Source organism: Desulfotignum balticum DSM 7044 (genome assembly GCF_000421285.1).
In the GTDB taxonomy this organism is placed as follows: Bacteria; Desulfobacterota; Desulfobacteria; order Desulfobacterales; family Desulfobacteraceae; genus Desulfotignum; species Desulfotignum balticum.
The window spans coordinates 886,053-905,819 of the sequence record NZ_ATWO01000001.1 but is presented as its reverse complement, the minus strand read 5'-3'; the positions used below and the strand labels follow the sequence as shown (position 1 = coordinate 905,819).

Sequence of the window (19,767 nt, the reverse complement as noted above, 5' to 3'; positions counted from 1 at the left end):
ATGACGATTACCAACGAGGTGTATCCATGCCGATTTATGAATATCAATGTAATGCATGCCAAAAAGAATTTGAAGCCCTGGTGATGGGGAAGAACGCACCGGTGTGTCCTTCCTGCAGCAGTCCGAACCTGTCCCGGCTCATGTCAAAATGCGGGTTTGTATCCAAATCCAGTGGTCCGGGCGGTGAAAGCCAGGTGACCGCTTCTTCTGCATCTTCTGCCTGCGGCAGCTGTTCTTCGGGCAGCTGCGCCACCTGCGGTATGGGATAACCCATGCCTGAAGAAATACGAATCGGCACCCGAGGCAGTCAACTGGCCCTGTGGCAGGCCCGTCATGTCAAAGCACTGATTACACACGCGTTTCCGGAAATCCATGTCACCATCACTGTGATCAAAACCACCGGGGATCGGATTACAGACCGGCCCCTGGCCCAGGTGGGCGGCAAAGGCCTATTTGTCAAAGAGATTGAAACCGCCCTGCTCAATGGTGAGATCGATCTAGCAGTCCACAGCATGAAAGATATGCCCGGAGAACTGCCCCCGGGCTTGACCATCGGGGCCGTGCCCTGCCGGGAAAATCCCTTTGATGTGCTGATTTCCAGGCACAACCTGGCACTGGATGACTATCCCCCGGGGACCGTGGTGGGCACATCCAGTCTGCGGCGGGCTTCCCAGCTTAAATTTCTGCGGCCGGACTTGATCATCCGTTCCATCCGGGGAAACCTAGATACCCGGATGCGCAAACTCATGTCAAAAGAATTTGATGCCATTGTGCTGGCAGCAGCCGGTCTGCTGCGCCTGGGCCAGGCAGACAAGATCACCCAGTACCTGGATGAGAACACCATGGTCCCGGCCGTCGGCCAGGGGGCGTTGTGCATTGAAACCCGGGAAAACGATGCAAAAACAGCGCACATTATGGCAAAACTGGACCATGGCCCCACCCGTGTGTGTGTTCAGGGAGAACGGGCATTTTTAAAACAGATTGAAGGCTCCTGCCATATACCTGTGGCATGTTACGGCAAAATAATTGAAGATAACGTCCTTCTCACTGCGGTGGTTTCGTCGGAAGACGGCCGCAGGCGAATCAGAGAACAGACCCTTTCCCCTGTAACCGATGTTGCCGCCCGGGGGCGGGACCTGGCACAGACTGTGCTGGAAAAAGGCGGCAAACAGATTTTGGAGACCCTGACAACCCATGACAAATAAATCCGGTAAAGTCTATCTGATCGGTGCCGGCCCCGGTGATCCGGGCCTGCTGACGCTCAAGGCAAAGTCCTGCATTGAACAGGCGGACGTGGTGGTTTACGACTATCTGGCACCCCCGGCCTTTCTGGCGTACGCATCCAAAGATGCCCAGCGCATCTATGTGGGGAAAAAAGGCGGGGATCACACCCTGTCCCAGCATGAAATCAACCAGCTGCTGGTGGAAAAGGCGGGACAGGGACTGCATGTGGCAAGGCTTAAAGGCGGAGACCCTTTTGTGTTCGGCAGAGGCGCGGAAGAAGCCCAGGAACTGCTTGCGGCCGGGGTTGCCTATGAAGTCATCCCCGGCGTCACTTCAGCCATATCCGCACCGGCCTATGCCGGTATTCCGGTCACGCACAGAGATCATACCTCGTTTGTCTCTTTTATCACCGGCCATGAAGATCCCACCCGCAAAAATTCCCGCATGCAGTGGGATGTGTTTGCCAGATCCGATGCCACCCTGGTGTTTCTCATGGGGGTGAAAAATCTGGAAAACATTGTCACCCAGCTGATGAAGCACGGCAAACCGGCAGATACCCCGGTCGCCCTGGTGCGGTGGGGAACCACCCCCCAGCAGCAAACCGTCACCGGTACTCTGGAAACCATTGTTGAAAACGTCCGTCAGGCCCGCCTGAAATCACCGGCTGTGATTGTGGTCGGATCCGTGGTATCCCTGCGCAAAGAACTGGCCTGGTTTGACAGAACCCCCTTGTTTGGTAAAAACATCGTCATCACCCGGGCCAGGGCCCAGGCATCCGGTCTGATGTCCGATTTAACGCGACTGGGAGCAAACTGCATTGAAATCCCCACCATCCGGATCGAGCCGCCCGCCGACAATACCCCGGTCATTGATGCCATCCATCGAATCAGGGAATATGACTGGCTGGTGTTCACTTCCGTCAATGGGGTTAAATTTTTCTTTGATACCCTGTTCGGTCTGGGAAAAGATGTCCGGATCCTGGGACATTTGAAATTCGCCTGCATCGGCCCTGTGACCAAACAGCGCCTGGCGGATTACGGCATTGTCAGTGACATTCTTCCTGAGACATTTCGGGCGGAATCCGTGATCCAGGCGTTCTCAACAGCGGATATTCAGGGGAAAGCCGTGCTGTTGCCCCGGGCCAAAAAGGCAAGAACCATTCTGCCCGAGGAACTGACCAAAATGGGAGCCCGGGTGGACGAAGTCACCACCTATGAGACAGTCCTGGAACACGAAGCCGGCCCGACCCTCAATGAATTGCTGGAAAACCGGCAGATTGACGCCGTCACCTTTACCAGTTCTTCCACAGTGACCAATTTAATGTCTCTGCTGCCTTCGGACAAAGCCGCAGACCTGCTGAAACATGTCGCCATTGCCAGCATCGGCCCCATTACTTCAGATACCGTCCGGTCATTCGGACTGGCACCCACAATGGAAGCCGATCCTTACACCATCGAAGGTCTGGTGGACCAACTGTTGACCCATTACACCCAGAGGGGGATATTATGAATGCCGGAGGACGCTCCATCAACTACCTGCGGATATCGGTGACCGACCGGTGCAACTTCCGGTGCCGCTATTGCGTACCGGCTGCGCCTTTTACCGTGATTCCCCACAATGAGATTGCCCGGTATGAAGAAATTCTGAGAATCACCCGTTTGGCCTGTGACATGGGGATCACCAAAGTGCGGCTCACCGGTGGGGAACCGTTTGTAAGAAAAAATATTCTTTCTTTTATTCAGCAGCTGTGTGCCATCAAAACTTTGAAAGATATCTCCATCACCACCAACGGATCCCTGCTGACCCGGGAGAAAATCCAGGCACTTATGGATATGGGGATTCGCCGGCTCAACTTCAGTCTGGATACCCTGGTTCCTGCCCGGTTTGAAGCCATCACCCGGCGAAACCGGTTCGACCGAGTGTGGGAGTCGATCATGACCGCCCTTGAACTGGGTATGGCCCCCATTAAAATCAACACCGTGGTCATCCGGGGTATCAATGATGATGAAGTGGCGGACCTGGCGGGTTTGACCCGTGATTTCCCCTTTCATATCCGGTTCATCGAATACATGCCCATGGGGGAGTCGCATTTGGAAAAACAGCAGCAGGTGCTGACAGCTGAAATCAGGCAGAACATTGAAACCCGTCTGGGGCCGTTGCAGCAAATGCCTCACCGGGCCAATGACGGCCCATCCAAAAATTTTCAACTGTCCGGTGCTTCAGGCGTGGTTGGATTCATCACACCCATCTCCTCCCATTTCTGCAGTGAATGCAACCGGCTTCGCCTGACGTCCCGGGGATATTTGCGGCCCTGCCTGCTCAATGACTATGAAAAAGATATTTTAACGCCGTTGCGGGAAGGCGCCACTGATAAACAATTAAAAGAAATCATTCGATCCTCTCTCACACACAAGCCGTTGTTTCACACCTTAGGGCAGCAGCGACCCAAAGATATGCCTATCAGCCATATGACCTCCATTGGAGGATAACCATTTTTAAAAAAATGAAATCCCCTGAAAAAATCTTTCAGGGGATTTTGTGTTGTACTGATGAACGCCGTAATTTTCCGGCGCAATATTTTTGTGCTAATCCATGATCAATTCAATTTGCACCATGGGCGCCACATCCCCTTTACGGGGACCCAGCTTGGTTATTCTGGTATAACCGCCCTGTCGTGAGGCAAAACTTTCCGACATTTCATCAAAAAGTCTGTGCACCACATCTTTTTCCTGGATCACTGCCAGGGCCTGCCGTCTGGCATGAAGATCGCCCCGCTTGGCCAGTGTGACCATATTGTCGGCAATGACCCGCAAGCCTTTGGCTTTGGCTTCTGTGGTTTTGATGCTGGTGTGCTTGAACAGGGACGTCACCATGTTTCTAAACATCGCCTTGCGGTGACTTGAGGTTCTGTTCAGTTTTAATACGGATTTTCTATGTTTCATGGCGATTATTCTCCTTGCTGATTATTCTCTTCTTCCGGTGGTTCGAATCCTTCGAGATCCATACCCAAAGAAAGATCCATGGAAGCCAGAACTTCTTTGATTTCATTCAACGATTTTCGGCCGAAGTTCTTGGTTTTGAGCATTTCATTATCTGTTTTCTGAACCAGTTGATAAATGGTATGTATTTTGGCATTTTTCAGACAGTTGGAGCTTCTGACAGACAATTCCAGTTCATCCACGGAACGATAAATGTTTTCATTGAATTTGTTGTCGGTCTCTTCACCGTTTTCATCGGAAAAATCAGGTTCTTTTTCCTCATCAAAATTGATGAACGGATTCATCTGTTCCTTGAGGATTTTAGCGGCATAGGCCACCGCGTTTTCCGGAATGACACTGCCGTCTGTCCAGACTTCCAGCGTCAGTTTGTCATAGTCTGTTTTCTGACCGATCCGGGACGTACCCACCACATATTTCACGCGTTTAATCGGAGAAAAGACCGCATCAATGGGAATGGTGCCGACAGGCGCATCTTCATCCTTATTGGCAGAAGCCAGTGCATACCCTTTTCCGATTTTGACCACCATGGTCATGTTCAACACCCCGTTTTTGGACAGTGTTGCAATATGCTGTTCCGGATTTAAAATCTCCACCTTACCGTCCGGGCTGACAATATCAGCACCTGTAACCGTTGTTTCACCTTTGGCACTGAGTGTCAGTATTCGGTCTTCCACATCATGCGCTTTGAGTTTGAGTTCTTTGAGGTTCAAAATAATTTCAGACACATCTTCCCGGATATCGGAAATAACGCTGAATTCATGCAGGGCATCATCAAACTTTACCGATACGATCGCCGCACCATAGATGGATGATAAAATTATCCGCCGCAGAGAATTGCCGATGGTAATCCCGTATCCTCTTTCCAGCGGTTCACACACAAATTTTCCATATGTTGAAGTCGTCGTGACGTCAAGCTTTTCCGGCTTGATCATCTCTCGCCAGTTGACATATGCAATTTTTTCAGATGACATTTAAATCTCCTGAATCTTTATTGGATCCATCATGCTATCAGGATGTATCCTATTTTGAATACAGCTCAACGATCAACTGTTCCTGAATCGGCAATGTGATGTCTTCTCTGGCTGGAATGTTTACCACTTCACCTTGAAATTTTTCCTTATCGATTTCCAGCCATTGAGGAATTCCCCGTCTGACAATGGCATCCAAGGAATCTGATACGGCCTGGATCTTTTTGCTTTTTTCCCGCAAAGCGACAATATCCCCTTTTTTGACATGGAAAGACGGGATATCCACTTTTTTGCCGTTCACAGTGAAATGTCCGTGCTGGACCAGATGTCTTCCCTGATTCCTGGAATTGACAAACCCCATTCTGAATACTGTATTATCCAACCGGGTTTCCAGCAGGCTCAGCAGGTTGGTGCCGGTGATACCTTTTTGTCTGTCCGCCCGTTTAAACGTGATACGGAACTGTTTTTCAGACAGGCCGTAAATTCTGCGGACTTTTTGCTTTTCCCGCAGCTGTAATCCGTAATCAGACACTTTGACTCTTTTTTGACCATGTTCTCCCGGGGGGTATCCCCGCCGGTCAAAACTACATTTGTCTGAAAAACAGCGGTCGCCTTTCAGAAAAAGCTTGATATTCTCGCGTCTGCACTGACGACAGACTGATCCTGTATAACGTGACAACGTTTTCCTCCTTTATCAATCCAATGTGGACTTATACTCTTCTACGTTTGGGCGGACGGCATCCATTGTGGGGCACCGGGGTAACATCCTTGATCATGGAAATATTGAATCCCAGGGCATGCAAAGCCCGCAGCGCGGATTCTCTTCCCGGGCCGGGCCCTTTGACATAAACGCCCACATTTTTCATACCATGTTCCATGGCTTTGGCTCCGGCATCTTCCGCCACCAGTTTTGCAGCAAACGGGGTGCTTTTTCTGGACCCCTTGAAACCCTGCATCCCGGCACTGGCCCATGAAATCGTATTCCCGTTTTCATCTGCAATGGTGACAATGGTATTGTTGAACGTGGATTGAATATGCACAATGCCGGTGGAAATATTCTTTTTCACCCGTTTTTTGCTAATGGTCTTTTTCGACTTTTTTGCCATAGTTATTAAACCTTAAATTATGTATATTAATACTATTTCTTCTTTTTAACTGCGGCTCTTTTCGGGCCTTTCCGGGTTCTGGCATTGGTGGACGTCCGCTGTCCATGACAGGGAAGGCCTTTTCTGTGGCGCAGGCCACGATAACATCCCAGGTCCATCAATCGTTTGATGTTCATGGACACGTCCGTCCTGAGCTCGCCTTCGACCTTGTATTCCGCGTCAATGGTTTTCCGGATATCATTGACCTGCTCTTCTGTCAGGCTGCCAGCCGTGAGCGTCGGGTCGATTCCGGTTTTGTCAAGAATCTGTCTGGATCTGCTGGGACCGATACCGTAAATATAGGTCAGTGCAATCCACGCGTGCTTATCCTTTGGTAAGTCTACTCCTGCAATACGTGCCAAATTTCTTTCCCCCTATCCCTGCCGCTGTTTATGGCGCTTGTTAACACAAATAACCCTGATGACACCACGTCTCTTAATAATTTTACAGTCTCTGCATATTTTTTTAACAGATGCTCTTACTTTCATCTATTTACTCCTAATCTGATTGTTCCATTTATTTAAAGCGGTATGTGATTCTTCCCCGGCTCAGATCATAGGGGGATATTTCCACTGTTACCCTGTCTCCGGGCAAAATTTTTATGAAATGCATGCGCATTTTTCCCGAAATGTGCGCCAAAAGGACATGTTTGTTTTCAAGTTCTACTTTGAACATGGCATTTGGCAGGGTTTCAAGTACTTTCCCGTCGACTTTGATGGGCTCTTCTTTTGCCATAATCTTAAATTCATCTCCTTTTGCTATGAAAGGTTAAGATCTGCCCTTAATGCGCCTGGCGCCGGACCTTCCAAGAAAACCGTCATAATTGCCCGTAATCAAATGGGATTCGATCTGTGAAATGGTATCGATGGAAACCCCGACCACGATCAACAGCGCTGTACCGCCGAAATAAAAAGGCACGTTGAATTTATCCATGAGCATGGTGGGAAGCACACATACGGCAGATACATAGATGGCACCTGCCAGCGTGATCCTCGTCAACACTTTGTCGATATATTCAGACGTCCGTTTCCCCGGACGGATTCCAGGAATATACCCACCATTTTTTTTCATGTTATCTGCCACATCATCCGGATTGAACTGTACGGCCGTATAAAAAAAGCAGAAAAAAATGATAAATCCCACATACAACAGATAATACCAGATGGTACCCGGGCTGAACATGGCTGCAACGGTCTGCAGTATGGGCATGTTGGCAAACTGCGCAATCGTGGTGGGAAACATGATGATGGAAGACGCAAAAATGGGTGGAATCACACCGGCGGTGTTGATTTTCAACGGCAGATGCGAAGTTTGACCGCCGTACATTTTGCGACCCACCACCCGTTTGGCATAATGCACCGGTATCCTTCGCTGGGCCTGTTCCATAAAAATGATGCAGGCCACCACGCTGACCATGATAACCAGCAGAATGATGATGGCAAAGATTCCCATTTCACCCGTGCTCATCAGCCGGACAGTATTGCCGATGGCAGACGGCATGGCGGCCACAATACCGGCAAAAATAATCAGGGAGATGCCGTTTCCGATCCCTCTTTCCGTGATCTGTTCCCCCAGCCACATGATAAATGCGGTACCGGCGGTCAATGTAATGATCGTCACCAGGCGAAAACCCCATCCCGGATCCGGCACAATGGCAACGCCGGCCGGAGATGTCATGGATTCCAGGCCCACACTGATACCAAAGCCCTGAATGATGCTCAAAACCACGGTGCCATAGCGGGTGTACTGGGTTTTCTTCTTGCGTCCCGCATCCCCTTCCTTTTTAAGCTGGGCCAGGTGAGGAACGACCACCGTCATCAACTCCAGAATAATGGAGGCACTGATGTAAGGCATGATACCCAGAGCAAAAATGGACAACCGTTCCAGTGCACCACCTGAAAACATGTTGAACATGGAAAACAGGGTGCCGGAGGCAGCTGCAAAAAATGAGGCCAGCGCAGTGGCGTCAATCCCCGGGGTCGGCACATGGACGCCGATGCGGTAGACAAACAGCAATGCAAGCGTCATCAGAATCTTGCGTTTGAGATCAGGCAGTTTCAAGACATTCTGGTAGCTGTTTTGTATCATCCTATACAGTCCTCATTTGATTGGGGCTTATTCAACACTGCCACCGGCAGCTTCAATTTTTTCTCTGGCAGTTCTGGAAACCAGAAGATTTTTCAATACCAGTTTCCTGGTTACATCGCCTGTGCCTAAAATCTTGATACCGTCGACCCGGCCTTTGACCAGATTGGCTTGATACAGGATTTGCGGATCAATGGTGACGCCTTCTTCAAACCGCTCCAGATCCTTTATATTCAACACCGCATTGTTTGTTTTAAATATGTTTGTAAACCCGCGTTTGGGCAACCGCCGGTAGATCGGCATCTGTCCGCCTTCGAATCCGGGTCTGACACTGCCCCCGGAACGGGCTTTCAAGCCTTTATGACCCCGGGTAGAGGTTTTTCCCATACCCGACCCCGGGCCTCTGCCCACGCGTTTTCTATTTTTTCTGCTTCCCGGCGCCGGGGCCAGATCATGAAGCTGCATGTTATACCTCCTCTACTTTCAACAGGTGAGACACTTTTTTAACTTGTCCCAGAATGACAGGATCATTTTTGTGTTCCACGGTCTGGTGCATCTTTTTGATGCCCAGAGATCGAACAATCCGGGCGTGTTTCGCCGGACGTCCTATCGTGCTCCGAATCTGTGTAATTCTTAACTTATCAGCCATAGCAACCCCCTTTGATGGTGCGTCAAATCAAATTTCTTCCGGTTTCAGGCCCCGCCTTCTGGCCACATCCTCTTTCAGACAAAGAGACTGCAAACCGGCCATGGTTGCCCTGACAATGTTTTGCGTGTTGTGGGTCCCAATGCATTTGGTCAAAATATCGGTCACACCCGCCACTTCCAGTACCGCACGAATACCGCCGCCGGCAATCAATCCCGTACCCGGTGATGCGGGTTTCAGCAACACGCGCCCGGCCCCGGCTTTGCCCACCACCTCAAAAGGCACTGTGCCGTCTAACAGAGCAATTTTAACCATATTCCGTTTGGCCTTTTCCATGCCTTTACGAATGGCTTCAGGGACTTCAGTGGCTTTACCTAAACCGTACCCCACACTGCCTTCACCATCGCCGACCACAACCAGAGCACTGAAGCTGAAATTCCGGCCGCCTTTGACCACTTTGGCCACCCGGTTGATTCTGACGACTTTATCGATTAATCCATTGTCTTCCATTTGCTGTCTAGCCAAGGGTTTCCTCCTTAATTAGAATTCCAGACCAGCTTCACGAGCCCCGTCTGATAGTGCTTTGATTCGTCCATGATACAGAAATCCATTCCGGTCCAGCATCACTTTTGTAATACCCTTGTCCAAGGCTTTTTTACCCAGAAGCACACCCACTGCTTTGGCAATTTCCTGTTTTTTGCCTGTGACGGGATGCAACTTGTAGTCTTTATCCAAGGTAGAGGCGGACACCAAGGTTTCCCCGATGGTATCGTCAATAATCTGGGCATAAATGTGGCTGGAACTCCTGAAAACACTCAGTCTGAGACGGTTTTTGTCGCCATGCATGTGCTTTCTGATTCTTTTTTTCCGCTTGAGTCTTGCCATAACTTTTGGTGATGTATTTCCCATGATAACTATTCCCAGGTTTTAGTTTTTACCCGCAGTCTTGCCTGCTTTTCTGATAATCCGTTCATCCACATACATGATTCCCTTGCCTTTATAAGGTTCAGGAGGTCTGATAGCCCTGATGTTGGCCGCAGTCTGACCAAGCAATTCTTTATCAATTGCAGTCAGCGTTATCTTGGTGTTGTTCTCCACGGCAGCGCCGACTCCTTCAGGAAGAACAAATTCCACCGGATTGGAATACCCGACATTCAGGACCAACTGAGTCCCTTTGGATTCGGCCCGGTACCCGATGCCCGCCAAAATCAGTTGTTTTTCATAGCCGTTGCTGACACCTGTCACCATATTGGCGATCAAAGAACGGAACAATCCCTGCAATGCGACCTTTTTTCTATCCTGATCATCGGTTTTAACTTCCAGTACCGAATCGTTCATCTCTATTGTGACTGCCGGATGTATCTGCCGTTCTAGATTGCCTTTTGGACCCTTCACCTGAATCACATCCCCGTTCAGGGTAATCTGGACCTTATCTGGAAGCTGAACCGGCTTTTTTCCTATACGTGACATAATTATATGACTCCTGTCTTACCAAACATTACAAAGAACTTCACCGCCGACGTTCGCTTCCCTGGCCTGTTTATCGGTCATCACCCCTTTTGATGTCGATACAATGGCGATTCCCAGGCCGTTTAAAACCGGCTTTATTTCCTGTGCTTTACTATAAACCCTGCAAGACGGCTTACTGACCCGATCAATACCAAAAATGGTCGGCTTGCCTTCTTTCATATATTTCAAATAAACACGGATTTTTCCCTGGGTACCATCTTCAAGAAACTTATAATTCTTGATATACCCTTGTTCTTTCAGCACCCGCACCATTTCCAGTTTCACTTTTGATCCGGGGATATCCACTTTGGCAAACCCTGCCTTACCACCATTTCTGATGATGGTCAGCATGTCTGCTACGGGATCACTCACTGCCATATTAACTCTCCTTGAAATTCAGCTGTATCTTTTTGCACTGCGAATTAATTAAACCAATTTTCTGTTACCAGCTGGACTTGGTAACCCCGGGCAACTTTCCCTCGGAGGCAAGGGTTCTGAAACAGATCCTGCAAATCCCCGCTTTACGGATGAAAGCCCGCGGTCTGCCGCACAATGGGCACCGGTTGTACCCACGTACAGAAAATTTGGGTGTTCTCTTTGCCTTTGCAATTAACGCTTTCTTGGCCAAACGTTCCTCCTTCAGATATCTAATTTTTAAAAGGCATTCCCAGATACCGCAGGAACTCTCTGCCTTCTTCATCAGTTTTGGCCGTAGTGACGACCGTGACATTCAGGCCCTTGATGCTGTCTGTCTTATCATAATCAATTTCAGGGAAAATGATATGTTCGGTAATTCCCAGGCTGTAGTTTCCCCGGCCATCAAACGCTTTGGCGGAAACCCCTTTGAAATCCCTGACACGCGGCAATGCAATATTAACCAGTCGTTCAAAAAAATCATACATTTTTTCGCGCCGAAGGGTCACTTTGCATCCAATGGGCAGATCCGCTCGTATCTTAAAATTGGCAATGGGTTTTTTGGCCCGGGTCACCACCGGCTTCTGCCCGGCGATCAATGCCAGTTCCTGTGCAGCTGATTCAATGATTTTGGGGTTTTGAACCGCTTCACCCAAGCCCATATTCAGCACAATTTTTTCTAATTTAGGCACCTGAAATCCATTCGTGTAATTAAAGGTTTCCTTTAACTTGGGAATGATTTCGGTTTTGTACTTTTCCTTTAGCGTGGTCATTTGTTCTCTCCGGATCTGATCTTAAGCATCGATCTGCTCATTGCATTTTTTACAGACGCGAACCCGTTTACCATTTTCCAGTTTTCTGGTACCAACCCGGGTCGGTTTCACGCAGGCATTACACATGAGCATAAGATTGGAAACATCTATGGGCATGTTCTTTTCCACAATTCCTCCCTGCGGGCTCGCCTGTGTGGGTTTCTGATGGACCTTTACCACGTTGATATTTTCCACGACAACGCGGTTGGTCTTTTTGATAACCTTGAGCACCTTACCAATTTTATCTTTATCCTTACCGGTAAGGACCTTTACCTTATCATCTTTTTTTATTCTGATTTTTCTGGTTTCCATTGCTTTTGCTCCAATCAACCGATTTTACAAAACGTCAGGAGCCAGAGAAACAATTTTCATGAATCGCTTTGCCCTCAACTCTCTTGCTACCGGTCCGAAAATACGGGTTCCCACCGGTTCATTGTTTTTGGTCAGAACCACAGCTGAATTGTCATCGAACCGAATGGCTGAACCGTCCGGTCTGAAAATTTCCTTTTTGGTTCTGACAATCACAGCCGGTACGATATCGCCTTTTTTTACCTTGGCATTAGGGATGGCTTCTTTGACCGATACGATAATGACATCACCAATGCTGGCATATCTTCTCTTGGACCCACCCAACACTTTGATACAATACAATTCCTTGGCACCGGAGTTGTCTGCAACCGTCAGTCTTGTTTCCGTTTGAATCATTTTTCAACTCCTTAGAATTAAACGGCCTTTTTAGTGATCTGAGTCACCCTGAACCGTTTCAGCTTACTCAGGGGGCGGGTTTCAATGATTTGCACTTCATCCCCGATTCGGCATTCATTTTTTTCATCATGGGCCTGGTATCTTTTGTATTGTTTGATATATTTTTTATACATTTTATGCTGAATATACCGCTCTACCTGGACAACCACGGATTTGTCCATTTTATCTGAAGTCACCAGCCCCTTTAGTTCTTTTTTCTTGCCTTTATGCATATTTTCCATTTTTTTTCACCCTCAACCAATGTTCACATTCATCTGTCTGGATACGGTATAAAGCCGGGCAATGTCTTTTTTGACTTCAGACAGTTTTGCCGTGTTTTCGAGCTGGCCGATGTCATTCTGAAAACGAAGATTGAAAAGCTCTTTTTTCAGCGACACCAGTTTTTCCTGCATCTGGGTTTCCCCCATTTCCTTGATTTCACCGGTTTTCAACATGGTTAATTCCTTTCCACAAAACGGGTTTTCACGGAAAGTTTCCGGGCGGCGAGCCGCAATGCTTCTTTGGCTGTCTCTCTGGTAATGCCTTCCATTTCATAGAGAATCTTTCCGGGTTTCACCCGGGCGACCCAGGCATCGGTTGCGCCTTTACCCTTACCCATTCGAACTTCAGCCGGTTTTTTGGTCACCGGATGATCCGGGAAAAAACGAATCCAGCTTTTACCGGCTCTTTTTGCATATCGGGTTAATGCGACCCTGGCCGCCTCGATCTGTCTGGCATTCACATAGCCGCATTCAACCGCCTGTAGTCCATAATCACCAAAACACAAAGTGTTCCCCCGTGTCGGAGATCCTTTGGTTCTGCCGCGGAACTGTTTTCGGTATTTTACATTTTTTGGACTGAGCATTTGCTTGTTCTCCTAAATAACCTCTACTAATTTGTCGCCATCATCTGTTCACTCGGGTTCACCACCTCACCTTTGAATATAAAGGTCTTGATGCCGATGGTTCCGTATGTGGTTTTGGCTTCAATAAAGCCGTAATCCACATCAGCCCGAAGGGTGTGGAGGGGGATCCGTCCTTCTTTATACCATTCTGTTCTGGCCATTTCAGCACCCCCCAGTCGGCCGGAACAAATAATTTTGATACCCTTGGCACCAAACCGCATGGCTGAAGTGACGCTGCGCTTCATGGCGCGCCTGAAGGCAATCCGTCTTTCCAGTTGCTGAGCGATGTTTTCAGCAACCAGCTGTGCGTCAATTTCCGGTCTACGCACTTCCTTGATATCGATTAGCACCTCAGGTTTAAGAATTTTTTCAAGCTCCTTTTTAAGCAGGGCAATCTCTGATCCTTTTTTCCCGATGATAATACCGGGTCTGGCCGCATAAACTCTCAGCCGGATCTGTTTGGAAAACCGTTCAATTTCAATTTTGGAAATACCGGCATGGTATAATTTGTTTTTGAGAAATTTTCGGACTTTGAAATCTTCCTCGACAAATTCCGCATACTCTTTGTCTGCATACCATCTGGAGTCCCATGTCCTGATGATGCCTAATCTTAATCCGGTCGGATGTACTTTCTGGCCCAAGCTAAGTTCCTCCTCTTAGTCGATCTGAGCGACTATTACAGTTAAATGACTGGTACGTTTTAAAATTCTGCTGGCTCTTCCTCTGGCTCTCGCACGAAATCGTTTCAAAGAGGGCCCCTGATCGACGATAATATTTTTTACAATCAGTTTATCCACGTCCAGCTCGTTGTTATGCGCTGCATTGGCAACTGCGGATTCAAGCGTCTTATGGATAATTCCAGCCGCCTTCAAAGGCATAAATTTCAAAGTCGTCAACGCCTGTTCCGCACTTTTTCCTTTGACCTCGCCGATGGGCAGCCGAAGCTTGAACGGTGATATCCTTGCAAATTTTGTACTTGCTTTTACTTCCATGTCACACCTTATCCCTTATAATCCAGTGGAGCCATTGATTCTACCGTTTGGCTTTTTTATCTCCGGCATGACCCCAAAATGTTCTAGTCGGTGAGAACTCACCCAGTTTATGACCCACCATATTTTCAGAAACAAAAACAGGAATGAATTTTTTTCCATTGTGAACGGCAAACGTGATGCCGACCATCTCCGGTAAAATAGTCGAACGTCTTGACCATGTTTTAATCACTTTATTGCTGTTGGCATTTCTTGCCACCAAAACTTTTTTCAAAAGCGCCGGTGCAATATATGGTCCTTTTTTCAATGATCGTGGCATAATTTATCACCTATTATTTTCTCTTAGCCCTTCTTTTAACGATATACTGATCCGTCCTCGCATTATTCCTGGTTCTCTTGCCTTTGGTGGGAACCCCCCAGGGCGTACAGGGCTGGCGACCCCCCGAAGAACGGCCTTCGCCGCCGCCCATGGGATGATCCACCGGGTTCATGGCAACACCTCGAACAGACGGTCGTCTACCCAGCCATCTGGATCGGCCCGCTTTGCCAAGACTGACGTCGCCGTGTTTTTCGTTGCCGACACGCCCAACCGTTGCCTTACATTTCACATGGACCATACGAACTTCACCGGACGGCAGCAGCACCTGGGCGTAATCACCTTCCTTGGCCATGAGCCGGGCAAACGCACCCGCGCTTCTGACAATTTGTCCGCCTTTGTCCTGTTTTAGCTCTATATTATGAATCCGGGTACCTGTGGGAATTTTTTCCAGCGGCATACAGTTACCGGGTTTAATATCGGCATCCGGTCCGGTTTCCAGAATATCCCCCACTTTTACTTCCAGGGGTGCCAGTATATATCGCTTTTCACCATCTGCATAAACCAGCAGCGCGATCCGTGCACTTCGGTTGGGGTCATATTCTATGGCTGTGACTTTGGCTGGAATCCCATCCTTATCACGCTTGAAATCGATGATACGGTACTGTTTTTTTGCGCCGCCGCCCCGATGCCTTGTCGTCACCCGTCCGTTGTTGTTCCGCCCGGCTTTTTTACTTATCTTTCTGGTAAGACGTCTTTCAGGTTTCGACTTGGTAATCTCTTCAAAAGAAAGGAATTCCTGGGAACGTCTTCCGGGAGATGTCGGTTTGGCCTTTATTATCGTTGACATAAATTTACCTCTCTAAACGCCTTCAAAAAAATCAATTCGTTGCCCTGGCATCAGCGTCACAACAGCTTTTTTCCAATCTTTCCGCTTGCCGATAATCCGGCCCCGCTGCTTGACTTTACCCTTGACCTGAATGGTTCTGACCTGTTTCACCTTGGTGTTGAAATTTCTTTCAACCGCATCCTTGATCTCAAGGCGATTCGCTTTTTTGTCAACCTGCAGGGTCACCTGATTGTTCAATTCCTTTTGAAGGGTCGTCTTTTCAGTCACCACAGGCCCTCTGATGATATCGTATTGTTTCATATCAGCTCAACCTCCCCTGAATATTCTGAATACTGGACTCTACCAGCAGGAGATGCTTGTATTTCAAAATATCATAAACATTCAGACCTGCCGTCTTGATCACTTTCACATGAGGGATATTCCGGGAAGACAATTCCAGAAGTGTATCATCCTGTGCATCCGATACGATCAACAGGTTGTTCAGTTTCAGCACTTCCAGAACGGAAGCCAGTTGTTTTGTCTTGATCTGGTCCAATTTGAAATCATCGATTACAAAAAGTGATTTTTCTTCGCACTTGCTGCTCAAAGCCATTTTCAAAGCAAGCTTTCTCACTTTTTTCGGCACCTTGTACGCATAAGATCTTGGAGACGGCCCAAAAATAATTCCGCCACCTTTTCTCAGCGGAGATTTGATACTTCCGGCCCGCGCATTCCCGGTTCCTTTCTGCCTGAAAAGCTTTCTGGTGCTTCCTTTGACCACACCACGTGTTTTAGACGCAGCTGTCCCTTCCCGCCTGGAGGCGAGCTGGGATCGCACCACATCGTGAAGAACACTTGCCTTAACCGGTACGCTGAATATTTCATCAGGAAGCTGGGTTTCAGACACTTTTTCACCTGCACTGTTCAATACATCTACAGCTGCCATATTCTTCCTCTTAATTTTTGATCAACTATGCATCACCGCGTTTTTTCCGCAATACCCATAGCCGCAATATTTCAACCGACTTTCTGAAAATCGGCCAAATCTATTATTTCCTGTTAACTGGTTTTATAAATCTTGATAATCCCTGTTTTAGGCCCTGGAACCGCGCCCTTCAGCAACAAAAGATTTTCATTTTGTTTAATATCCACAACAGTCAGATTCTTTACGGTTTCCTTCTCGACCCCCATATGGCCCGGCATGCGTTTGCCCTTGATCACCTTTGCAGGCCATGCACTGTTTCCGATGGAGCCTGGTTTCCGATGATTTCTGTTACCATGGGTTTCCGGTCCCCGGCTGAATCCATGACGTTTGATAGTACCCTGGAAACCACGTCCCTTGGAAGTACCTGTCACCGTCACTTTTTCACCGATGGAAAAAATATCCAGATTCACAACTGTACCCGGCGCCACACCTTCAACTGATGGGCTGCGGAATTCCTTTAATACGCGGTACCCTTTGTCTGTCGCTTTTTTTAAATGACCAGCAATTGGTTTGTTCTGCTTTTCAACCGGGGTTTCATCAAAACCGAGCTGAAGTGCTGTGTACCCGTCTGTTTCTTGTGTTTTCACCTGTGTAACCACACAGGGTCCCACCTGCACGACAGTAACAGGAACAAGCCTTCCATCCGATGCAAAGGCACTGGTCATCCCAATTTTTTTTCCGATTATTCCGTTCATTTTTGGTTCCTGTTATCGAGCTATAACTTTATTTCCACATCGACGCCCGGTGACAAATCCAGTTTCATCAAGGCGTCTACCGTCTGTTGAGTGGGCTCCAGAATGTCCAGCATCCTTTTATGGGTCCGAATTTCAAACTGTTCCCGTGACTTTTTATTGACATGGGGTGAGCGCAAAACCGTAAACTTGTTGATCCGGGTGGGAAGAGGAACCGGCCCCACTATTCTGGCACCGGTTTTCCTTGCCGTATCAACAATATCCATAGAGGACTGGTCCAGCAGCTTATGATCATAAGCCTTGAGCCGAATTCTTATTTTTGTTTTCAGCATGATTGCGTTCTTTCTTAACCCTTATTCAAAAATTTCAGCGATGACGCCGGCGCCCACGGTACGACCGCCTTCCCGCACGGCAAACCGCAGTTCTTTTTCCATGGCGATGGGAGCAATCAGCTCCACATTAATGGTGGCATTGTCGCCCGGCATGATCATTTCAACGCCTTCTTCCAGGGTCAGCACACCGGTCACATCCGTGGTTCTGAAGAAAAACTGAGGCCGGTACCCGGTAAAAAACGGGGTATGACGTCCCCCTTCTTCCTTGCTCAATGCATACATTTCCGCTTTGAACTTGGTATGGGGCGTAATGGTACCCGGCTTTGCCACCACCTGGCCTCTTTCCACCTGGTCCCGTTTGGTTCCCCGCAGCAGCAACCCAACGTTGTCTCCCGCCTGTCCCTGATCCAGCAGCTTTCTGAACATCTCAACACCGGTACACACGGTCTTGGCAGTATCACGAATCCCCACCAGTTCAATCTCATCACCCGGTTTGATCACGCCGCGATCAATACGACCGGTCACAACCGTACCCCGACCGGAAATGGAGAACACATCCTCAATGGGCATCAGAAACGGCTTGTCCATATCCCGTTCCGGTTCCGGCACGTAAGAATCCAATGTGCTGAGCAACTCAAAAATCGGCTTGGCTTCGTCACTGTCCGGATCATCGCTCTCCAGCGCTTTCAATGCAGATCCACGGATAATCGGCGTCTCATCACCGGGAAAATCATAGGAATCCAGCAGCTCCTGAAGTTCCATTTCCACCAGCTCGATCAATTCCTCATCATCCACCATGTCGCATTTGTTTAAAAATACAACAATTCTGGGCACCCCGACCTGGCGGGCCAAAAGAATATGCTCCCGGGTCTGGGGCATGGGACCGTCATCTGCGGACACAACCAGAATCGCCCCGTCCATCTGGGCAGCACCGGTGATCATGTTTTTGATATAGTCGGCATGGCCCGGACAATCCACATGGGCATAATGACGCGCATCAGTTTCATATTCCACATGGGCGGTGGCAATGGTAATTCCCCGCTCTCTTTCTTCCGGAGCTTTGTCAATCTCATCGAACGGAACGTATGTCCCGTGCCCTTTCAATCCGGCATGCTTGGTGATTGCAGCGGTCAGCGTGGTCTTGCCATGGTCGATGTGACCAATGGTTCCAATGTTTACATGCGGCTTTTTCCGCTCAAATTTCTCCTTAGCCATCTTCTTTATTCCTCCATTGGAATGTTTTTGAGAATTCTTATTTTTTTACCACCTGAAATGAGCAAATGCCTTGTTGGCCTCTGCCATCTTGTGAGTATCTTCTTTCTTTTTCATGGCACCGCCCCGCTGATTATATGCATCCATCAGTTCAGCAGCCAGCTTTTTTTCAAACCCTTTTTCGGAGCGCCCCCGGCTGAAATTGATCAACCATCTGAAAGCCAGAGCGGTCTGCCGGGCCGGATTGATATCTGTGGGCACCTGATAGGTGGATCCACCGATTCGTCTGGATTTGACTTCCACAGCCGGACGAATATTGTCCACTGCTTTTTTAAATACATCCAGAGCCGGCTCACCCACTTTTTCCTCGGCGATCAGCAGGGCCGTAGTCACAACTTTCCGTGCCGCATTTTTTTTGCCGTTTTTCATCACGCAGTTCACGAATTTAGCCGCAAGCTTTTGTTCCTGCGTGGCATTTTTCGTCAAATTTTCACTTATGATATATTTCTGTGCCATGTATCATGTCCATTTTTTAGTCTTAATTGAATTACTTGGGCCTTTTGGCACCGTATTTGGAACGGCCCTGCCGCCTGTCATCCACACCCAGGGTATCCAGCGCCCCTCGGACGATATGGTACCGGACACCTGGAAGGTCTTTGACCCTGCCACCTCTTACCAGCACCACCGAGTGCTCCTGAAGGTTGTGCCCCATGCCCGGAATGTACGCCGCAACTTCCATCCCGGTCGTCAATCTGACTCTTGCCACTTTTCTCAAGGCGGAGTTCGGTTTTTTAGGCGTTGATGTATACACCCTGGTACAAACTCCTCGTTTCTGCGGCCCACCTTTCAAAGCAGGCGTACTCACCTTTTCCTCAGCTTTTTTTCTACTTTTTCGAACCAACTGATTAATGGTCGGCATAATTTTTCAACGCTCCTTATACATTCTATACATCGCCTTACAC

General features: G+C 48.5%; 36 protein-coding genes. 4 read left to right on the top strand and 32 right to left on the bottom strand.

The features are described from left to right. The first annotated feature begins 26 nt into the window (after nt 1-26). Genes K365_RS27150 through moaA form a run of 4 tightly spaced genes read left to right on the top strand, consistent with a single transcriptional unit; the run spans nt 27 to nt 3,713 of the window. Complete coding sequence (locus K365_RS27150) at nt 27-269, top strand: FmdB family zinc ribbon protein (RefSeq protein WP_084489741.1); 243 nt, start codon at nt 27-29, stop codon at nt 267-269. A 3-nt stretch (nt 270-272) separates the two neighbouring features. Next, complete coding sequence (gene hemC / locus K365_RS0104785; protein ID WP_024333717.1) at nt 273-1,205, top strand: hydroxymethylbilane synthase; 933 nt, start codon at nt 273-275, stop codon at nt 1,203-1,205. Then, complete coding sequence (cobA, locus tag K365_RS0104780; protein WP_024333716.1) at nt 1,195-2,733, top strand: uroporphyrinogen-III C-methyltransferase; 1,539 nt, start codon at nt 1,195-1,197, stop codon at nt 2,731-2,733. The genes hemC and cobA overlap by 11 nt, the downstream gene beginning before the upstream one ends. After that, nucleotides 2,730-3,713, top strand: coding sequence for a GTP 3',8-cyclase MoaA (moaA, locus tag K365_RS0104775; protein WP_024333715.1), 984 nt, complete (start codon nt 2,730-2,732; stop codon nt 3,711-3,713). The genes cobA and moaA overlap by 4 nt, the downstream gene beginning before the upstream one ends. A gap of 96 nt (nt 3,714-3,809) precedes the next feature. On the opposite strand, the gene rplQ is transcribed toward moaA, so the two are convergent. From rplQ to rpsL, 32 genes are all read right to left on the bottom strand, one after another. Further along, nucleotides 3,810-4,166, bottom strand: coding sequence for a 50S ribosomal protein L17 (rplQ, locus tag K365_RS0104770; protein ID WP_006963713.1), 357 nt, complete (start codon nt 4,164-4,166; stop codon nt 3,810-3,812). A gap of 5 nt (nt 4,167-4,171) precedes the next feature. Beyond that, nucleotides 4,172-5,194: a DNA-directed RNA polymerase subunit alpha gene (locus tag K365_RS0104765; protein WP_024333714.1), complete on the bottom strand. Its 1,023-nt coding sequence runs from the start codon at nt 5,192-5,194 to the stop codon at nt 4,172-4,174. Between the two features lie 49 nt (nt 5,195-5,243). Then, complete coding sequence (gene rpsD / locus K365_RS0104760) at nt 5,244-5,870, bottom strand: 30S ribosomal protein S4 (protein ID WP_024333713.1); 627 nt, start codon at nt 5,868-5,870, stop codon at nt 5,244-5,246. Between the two features lie 31 nt (nt 5,871-5,901). Further along, nucleotides 5,902-6,297 (bottom strand): 30S ribosomal protein S11, encoded by a 396-nt coding sequence (gene rpsK / locus K365_RS0104755; RefSeq protein ID WP_006963717.1) that lies wholly within the window; start codon nt 6,295-6,297, stop codon nt 5,902-5,904. Nucleotides 6,298-6,329: 32 nt separating this feature from the next. Further along, entirely contained in the window at nt 6,330-6,698 is a 369-nt protein-coding gene (rpsM, locus tag K365_RS0104750) for a 30S ribosomal protein S13 (RefSeq protein WP_006963719.1), read from the bottom strand. A gap of 12 nt (nt 6,699-6,710) precedes the next feature. After that, nucleotides 6,711-6,824 carry a 50S ribosomal protein L36 gene (gene rpmJ, locus K365_RS27145; protein ID WP_084489737.1) on the bottom strand — a complete coding sequence of 38 codons (114 nt, stop codon included), beginning with the start codon at nt 6,822-6,824 and terminating at the stop codon, nt 6,711-6,713. 28 nt (nt 6,825-6,852) lie between these two features. Further along, complete coding sequence (infA, locus tag K365_RS0104745; RefSeq protein ID WP_006963723.1) at nt 6,853-7,071, bottom strand: translation initiation factor IF-1; 219 nt, start codon at nt 7,069-7,071, stop codon at nt 6,853-6,855. Between the two features lie 33 nt (nt 7,072-7,104). Next, nucleotides 7,105-8,424: a preprotein translocase subunit SecY gene (gene secY, locus K365_RS0104740; RefSeq protein WP_006963725.1), complete on the bottom strand. Its 1,320-nt coding sequence runs from the start codon at nt 8,422-8,424 to the stop codon at nt 7,105-7,107. Between the two features lie 27 nt (nt 8,425-8,451). Beyond that, on the bottom strand, nt 8,452-8,886 hold the full coding sequence (gene rplO, locus K365_RS0104735; protein ID WP_024333712.1) for a 50S ribosomal protein L15: 435 nt from the start codon (nt 8,884-8,886) through the stop codon (nt 8,452-8,454). 1 nt (nt 8,887) lies between these two features. After that, nucleotides 8,888-9,070 (bottom strand): 50S ribosomal protein L30, encoded by a 183-nt coding sequence (gene rpmD / locus K365_RS0104730; protein WP_024333711.1) that lies wholly within the window; start codon nt 9,068-9,070, stop codon nt 8,888-8,890. 27 nt (nt 9,071-9,097) lie between these two features. Beyond that, nucleotides 9,098-9,577, bottom strand: a complete 480-nt coding sequence (rpsE, locus tag K365_RS0104725) for a 30S ribosomal protein S5 (protein ID WP_034624782.1) — start codon at nt 9,575-9,577, stop codon at nt 9,098-9,100. Between the two features lie 30 nt (nt 9,578-9,607). Then, a complete protein-coding gene (gene rplR, locus K365_RS0104720) occupies nt 9,608-9,976 on the bottom strand; it encodes a 50S ribosomal protein L18 (RefSeq protein ID WP_024333710.1) in 369 nt (122 codons plus the stop codon). 18 nt (nt 9,977-9,994) lie between these two features. Beyond that, nucleotides 9,995-10,537 (bottom strand): 50S ribosomal protein L6, encoded by a 543-nt coding sequence (rplF, locus tag K365_RS0104715; protein ID WP_006963735.1) that lies wholly within the window; start codon nt 10,535-10,537, stop codon nt 9,995-9,997. An 18-nt stretch (nt 10,538-10,555) separates the two neighbouring features. Further along, entirely contained in the window at nt 10,556-10,954 is a 399-nt protein-coding gene (gene rpsH / locus K365_RS0104710) for a 30S ribosomal protein S8 (RefSeq protein WP_006963737.1), read from the bottom strand. A 64-nt stretch (nt 10,955-11,018) separates the two neighbouring features. Beyond that, nucleotides 11,019-11,276 carry a type Z 30S ribosomal protein S14 gene (locus K365_RS27140; RefSeq protein WP_435050805.1) on the bottom strand — a complete coding sequence of 86 codons (258 nt, stop codon included), beginning with the start codon at nt 11,274-11,276 and terminating at the stop codon, nt 11,019-11,021. Beyond that, the gene (rplE, locus tag K365_RS0104705; protein WP_024333709.1) at nt 11,224-11,763 is read right to left on the bottom strand and encodes a 50S ribosomal protein L5; all 540 of its coding nucleotides are present in this window, start codon (nt 11,761-11,763) and stop codon (nt 11,224-11,226) included. Before rplE ends, K365_RS27140 begins: the two co-directional genes overlap by 53 nt. 21 nt (nt 11,764-11,784) lie before the next feature. After that, nucleotides 11,785-12,114, bottom strand: coding sequence for a 50S ribosomal protein L24 (rplX, locus tag K365_RS0104700; protein WP_006963741.1), 330 nt, complete (start codon nt 12,112-12,114; stop codon nt 11,785-11,787). A gap of 24 nt (nt 12,115-12,138) precedes the next feature. Beyond that, nucleotides 12,139-12,507, bottom strand: a complete 369-nt coding sequence (gene rplN, locus K365_RS0104695) for a 50S ribosomal protein L14 (protein WP_006963743.1) — start codon at nt 12,505-12,507, stop codon at nt 12,139-12,141. A gap of 17 nt (nt 12,508-12,524) precedes the next feature. Next, nucleotides 12,525-12,788, bottom strand: a complete 264-nt coding sequence (rpsQ, locus tag K365_RS0104690) for a 30S ribosomal protein S17 (RefSeq protein WP_006963745.1) — start codon at nt 12,786-12,788, stop codon at nt 12,525-12,527. A gap of 12 nt (nt 12,789-12,800) precedes the next feature. Further along, nucleotides 12,801-13,001 (bottom strand): 50S ribosomal protein L29, encoded by a 201-nt coding sequence (rpmC, locus tag K365_RS0104685; protein ID WP_006963747.1) that lies wholly within the window; start codon nt 12,999-13,001, stop codon nt 12,801-12,803. A 2-nt stretch (nt 13,002-13,003) separates the two neighbouring features. Beyond that, nucleotides 13,004-13,411, bottom strand: coding sequence for a 50S ribosomal protein L16 (rplP, locus tag K365_RS0104680; RefSeq protein WP_006963749.1), 408 nt, complete (start codon nt 13,409-13,411; stop codon nt 13,004-13,006). A 26-nt stretch (nt 13,412-13,437) separates the two neighbouring features. After that, a complete protein-coding gene (gene rpsC / locus K365_RS0104675; protein ID WP_024333708.1) occupies nt 13,438-14,091 on the bottom strand; it encodes a 30S ribosomal protein S3 in 654 nt (217 codons plus the stop codon). 15 nt (nt 14,092-14,106) lie between these two features. Next, nucleotides 14,107-14,442, bottom strand: coding sequence for a 50S ribosomal protein L22 (rplV, locus tag K365_RS0104670; protein ID WP_006963752.1), 336 nt, complete (start codon nt 14,440-14,442; stop codon nt 14,107-14,109). 40 nt (nt 14,443-14,482) lie between these two features. Continuing rightward, entirely contained in the window at nt 14,483-14,758 is a 276-nt protein-coding gene (gene rpsS, locus K365_RS27135; protein ID WP_006963753.1) for a 30S ribosomal protein S19, read from the bottom strand. A gap of 13 nt (nt 14,759-14,771) precedes the next feature. Then, nucleotides 14,772-15,605 (bottom strand): 50S ribosomal protein L2, encoded by an 834-nt coding sequence (gene rplB, locus K365_RS0104660; protein ID WP_006963754.1) that lies wholly within the window; start codon nt 15,603-15,605, stop codon nt 14,772-14,774. Nucleotides 15,606-15,617: 12 nt separating this feature from the next. Next, nucleotides 15,618-15,905, bottom strand: a complete 288-nt coding sequence (gene rplW / locus K365_RS0104655) for a 50S ribosomal protein L23 (protein ID WP_006963755.1) — start codon at nt 15,903-15,905, stop codon at nt 15,618-15,620. Between the two features lies 1 nt (nt 15,906). Beyond that, nucleotides 15,907-16,530, bottom strand: a complete 624-nt coding sequence (gene rplD / locus K365_RS0104650) for a 50S ribosomal protein L4 (RefSeq protein ID WP_024333707.1) — start codon at nt 16,528-16,530, stop codon at nt 15,907-15,909. Nucleotides 16,531-16,643: 113 nt separating this feature from the next. Further along, a complete protein-coding gene (rplC, locus tag K365_RS0104645) occupies nt 16,644-17,264 on the bottom strand; it encodes a 50S ribosomal protein L3 (RefSeq protein WP_024333706.1) in 621 nt (206 codons plus the stop codon). 20 nt (nt 17,265-17,284) lie between these two features. After that, nucleotides 17,285-17,593 carry a 30S ribosomal protein S10 gene (gene rpsJ / locus K365_RS0104640; protein ID WP_006963758.1) on the bottom strand — a complete coding sequence of 103 codons (309 nt, stop codon included), beginning with the start codon at nt 17,591-17,593 and terminating at the stop codon, nt 17,285-17,287. A 21-nt stretch (nt 17,594-17,614) separates the two neighbouring features. Next, nucleotides 17,615-18,808, bottom strand: a complete 1,194-nt coding sequence (gene tuf, locus K365_RS0104635) for an elongation factor Tu (RefSeq protein ID WP_006963759.1) — start codon at nt 18,806-18,808, stop codon at nt 17,615-17,617. A 45-nt stretch (nt 18,809-18,853) separates the two neighbouring features. Further along, nucleotides 18,854-19,321, bottom strand: a complete 468-nt coding sequence (gene rpsG, locus K365_RS0104630) for a 30S ribosomal protein S7 (RefSeq protein ID WP_006963760.1) — start codon at nt 19,319-19,321, stop codon at nt 18,854-18,856. Between the two features lie 31 nt (nt 19,322-19,352). Next, nucleotides 19,353-19,724: a 30S ribosomal protein S12 gene (gene rpsL, locus K365_RS0104625; RefSeq protein WP_006963761.1), complete on the bottom strand. Its 372-nt coding sequence runs from the start codon at nt 19,722-19,724 to the stop codon at nt 19,353-19,355. Nucleotides 19,725-19,767: the final 43 nt, after the last annotated feature.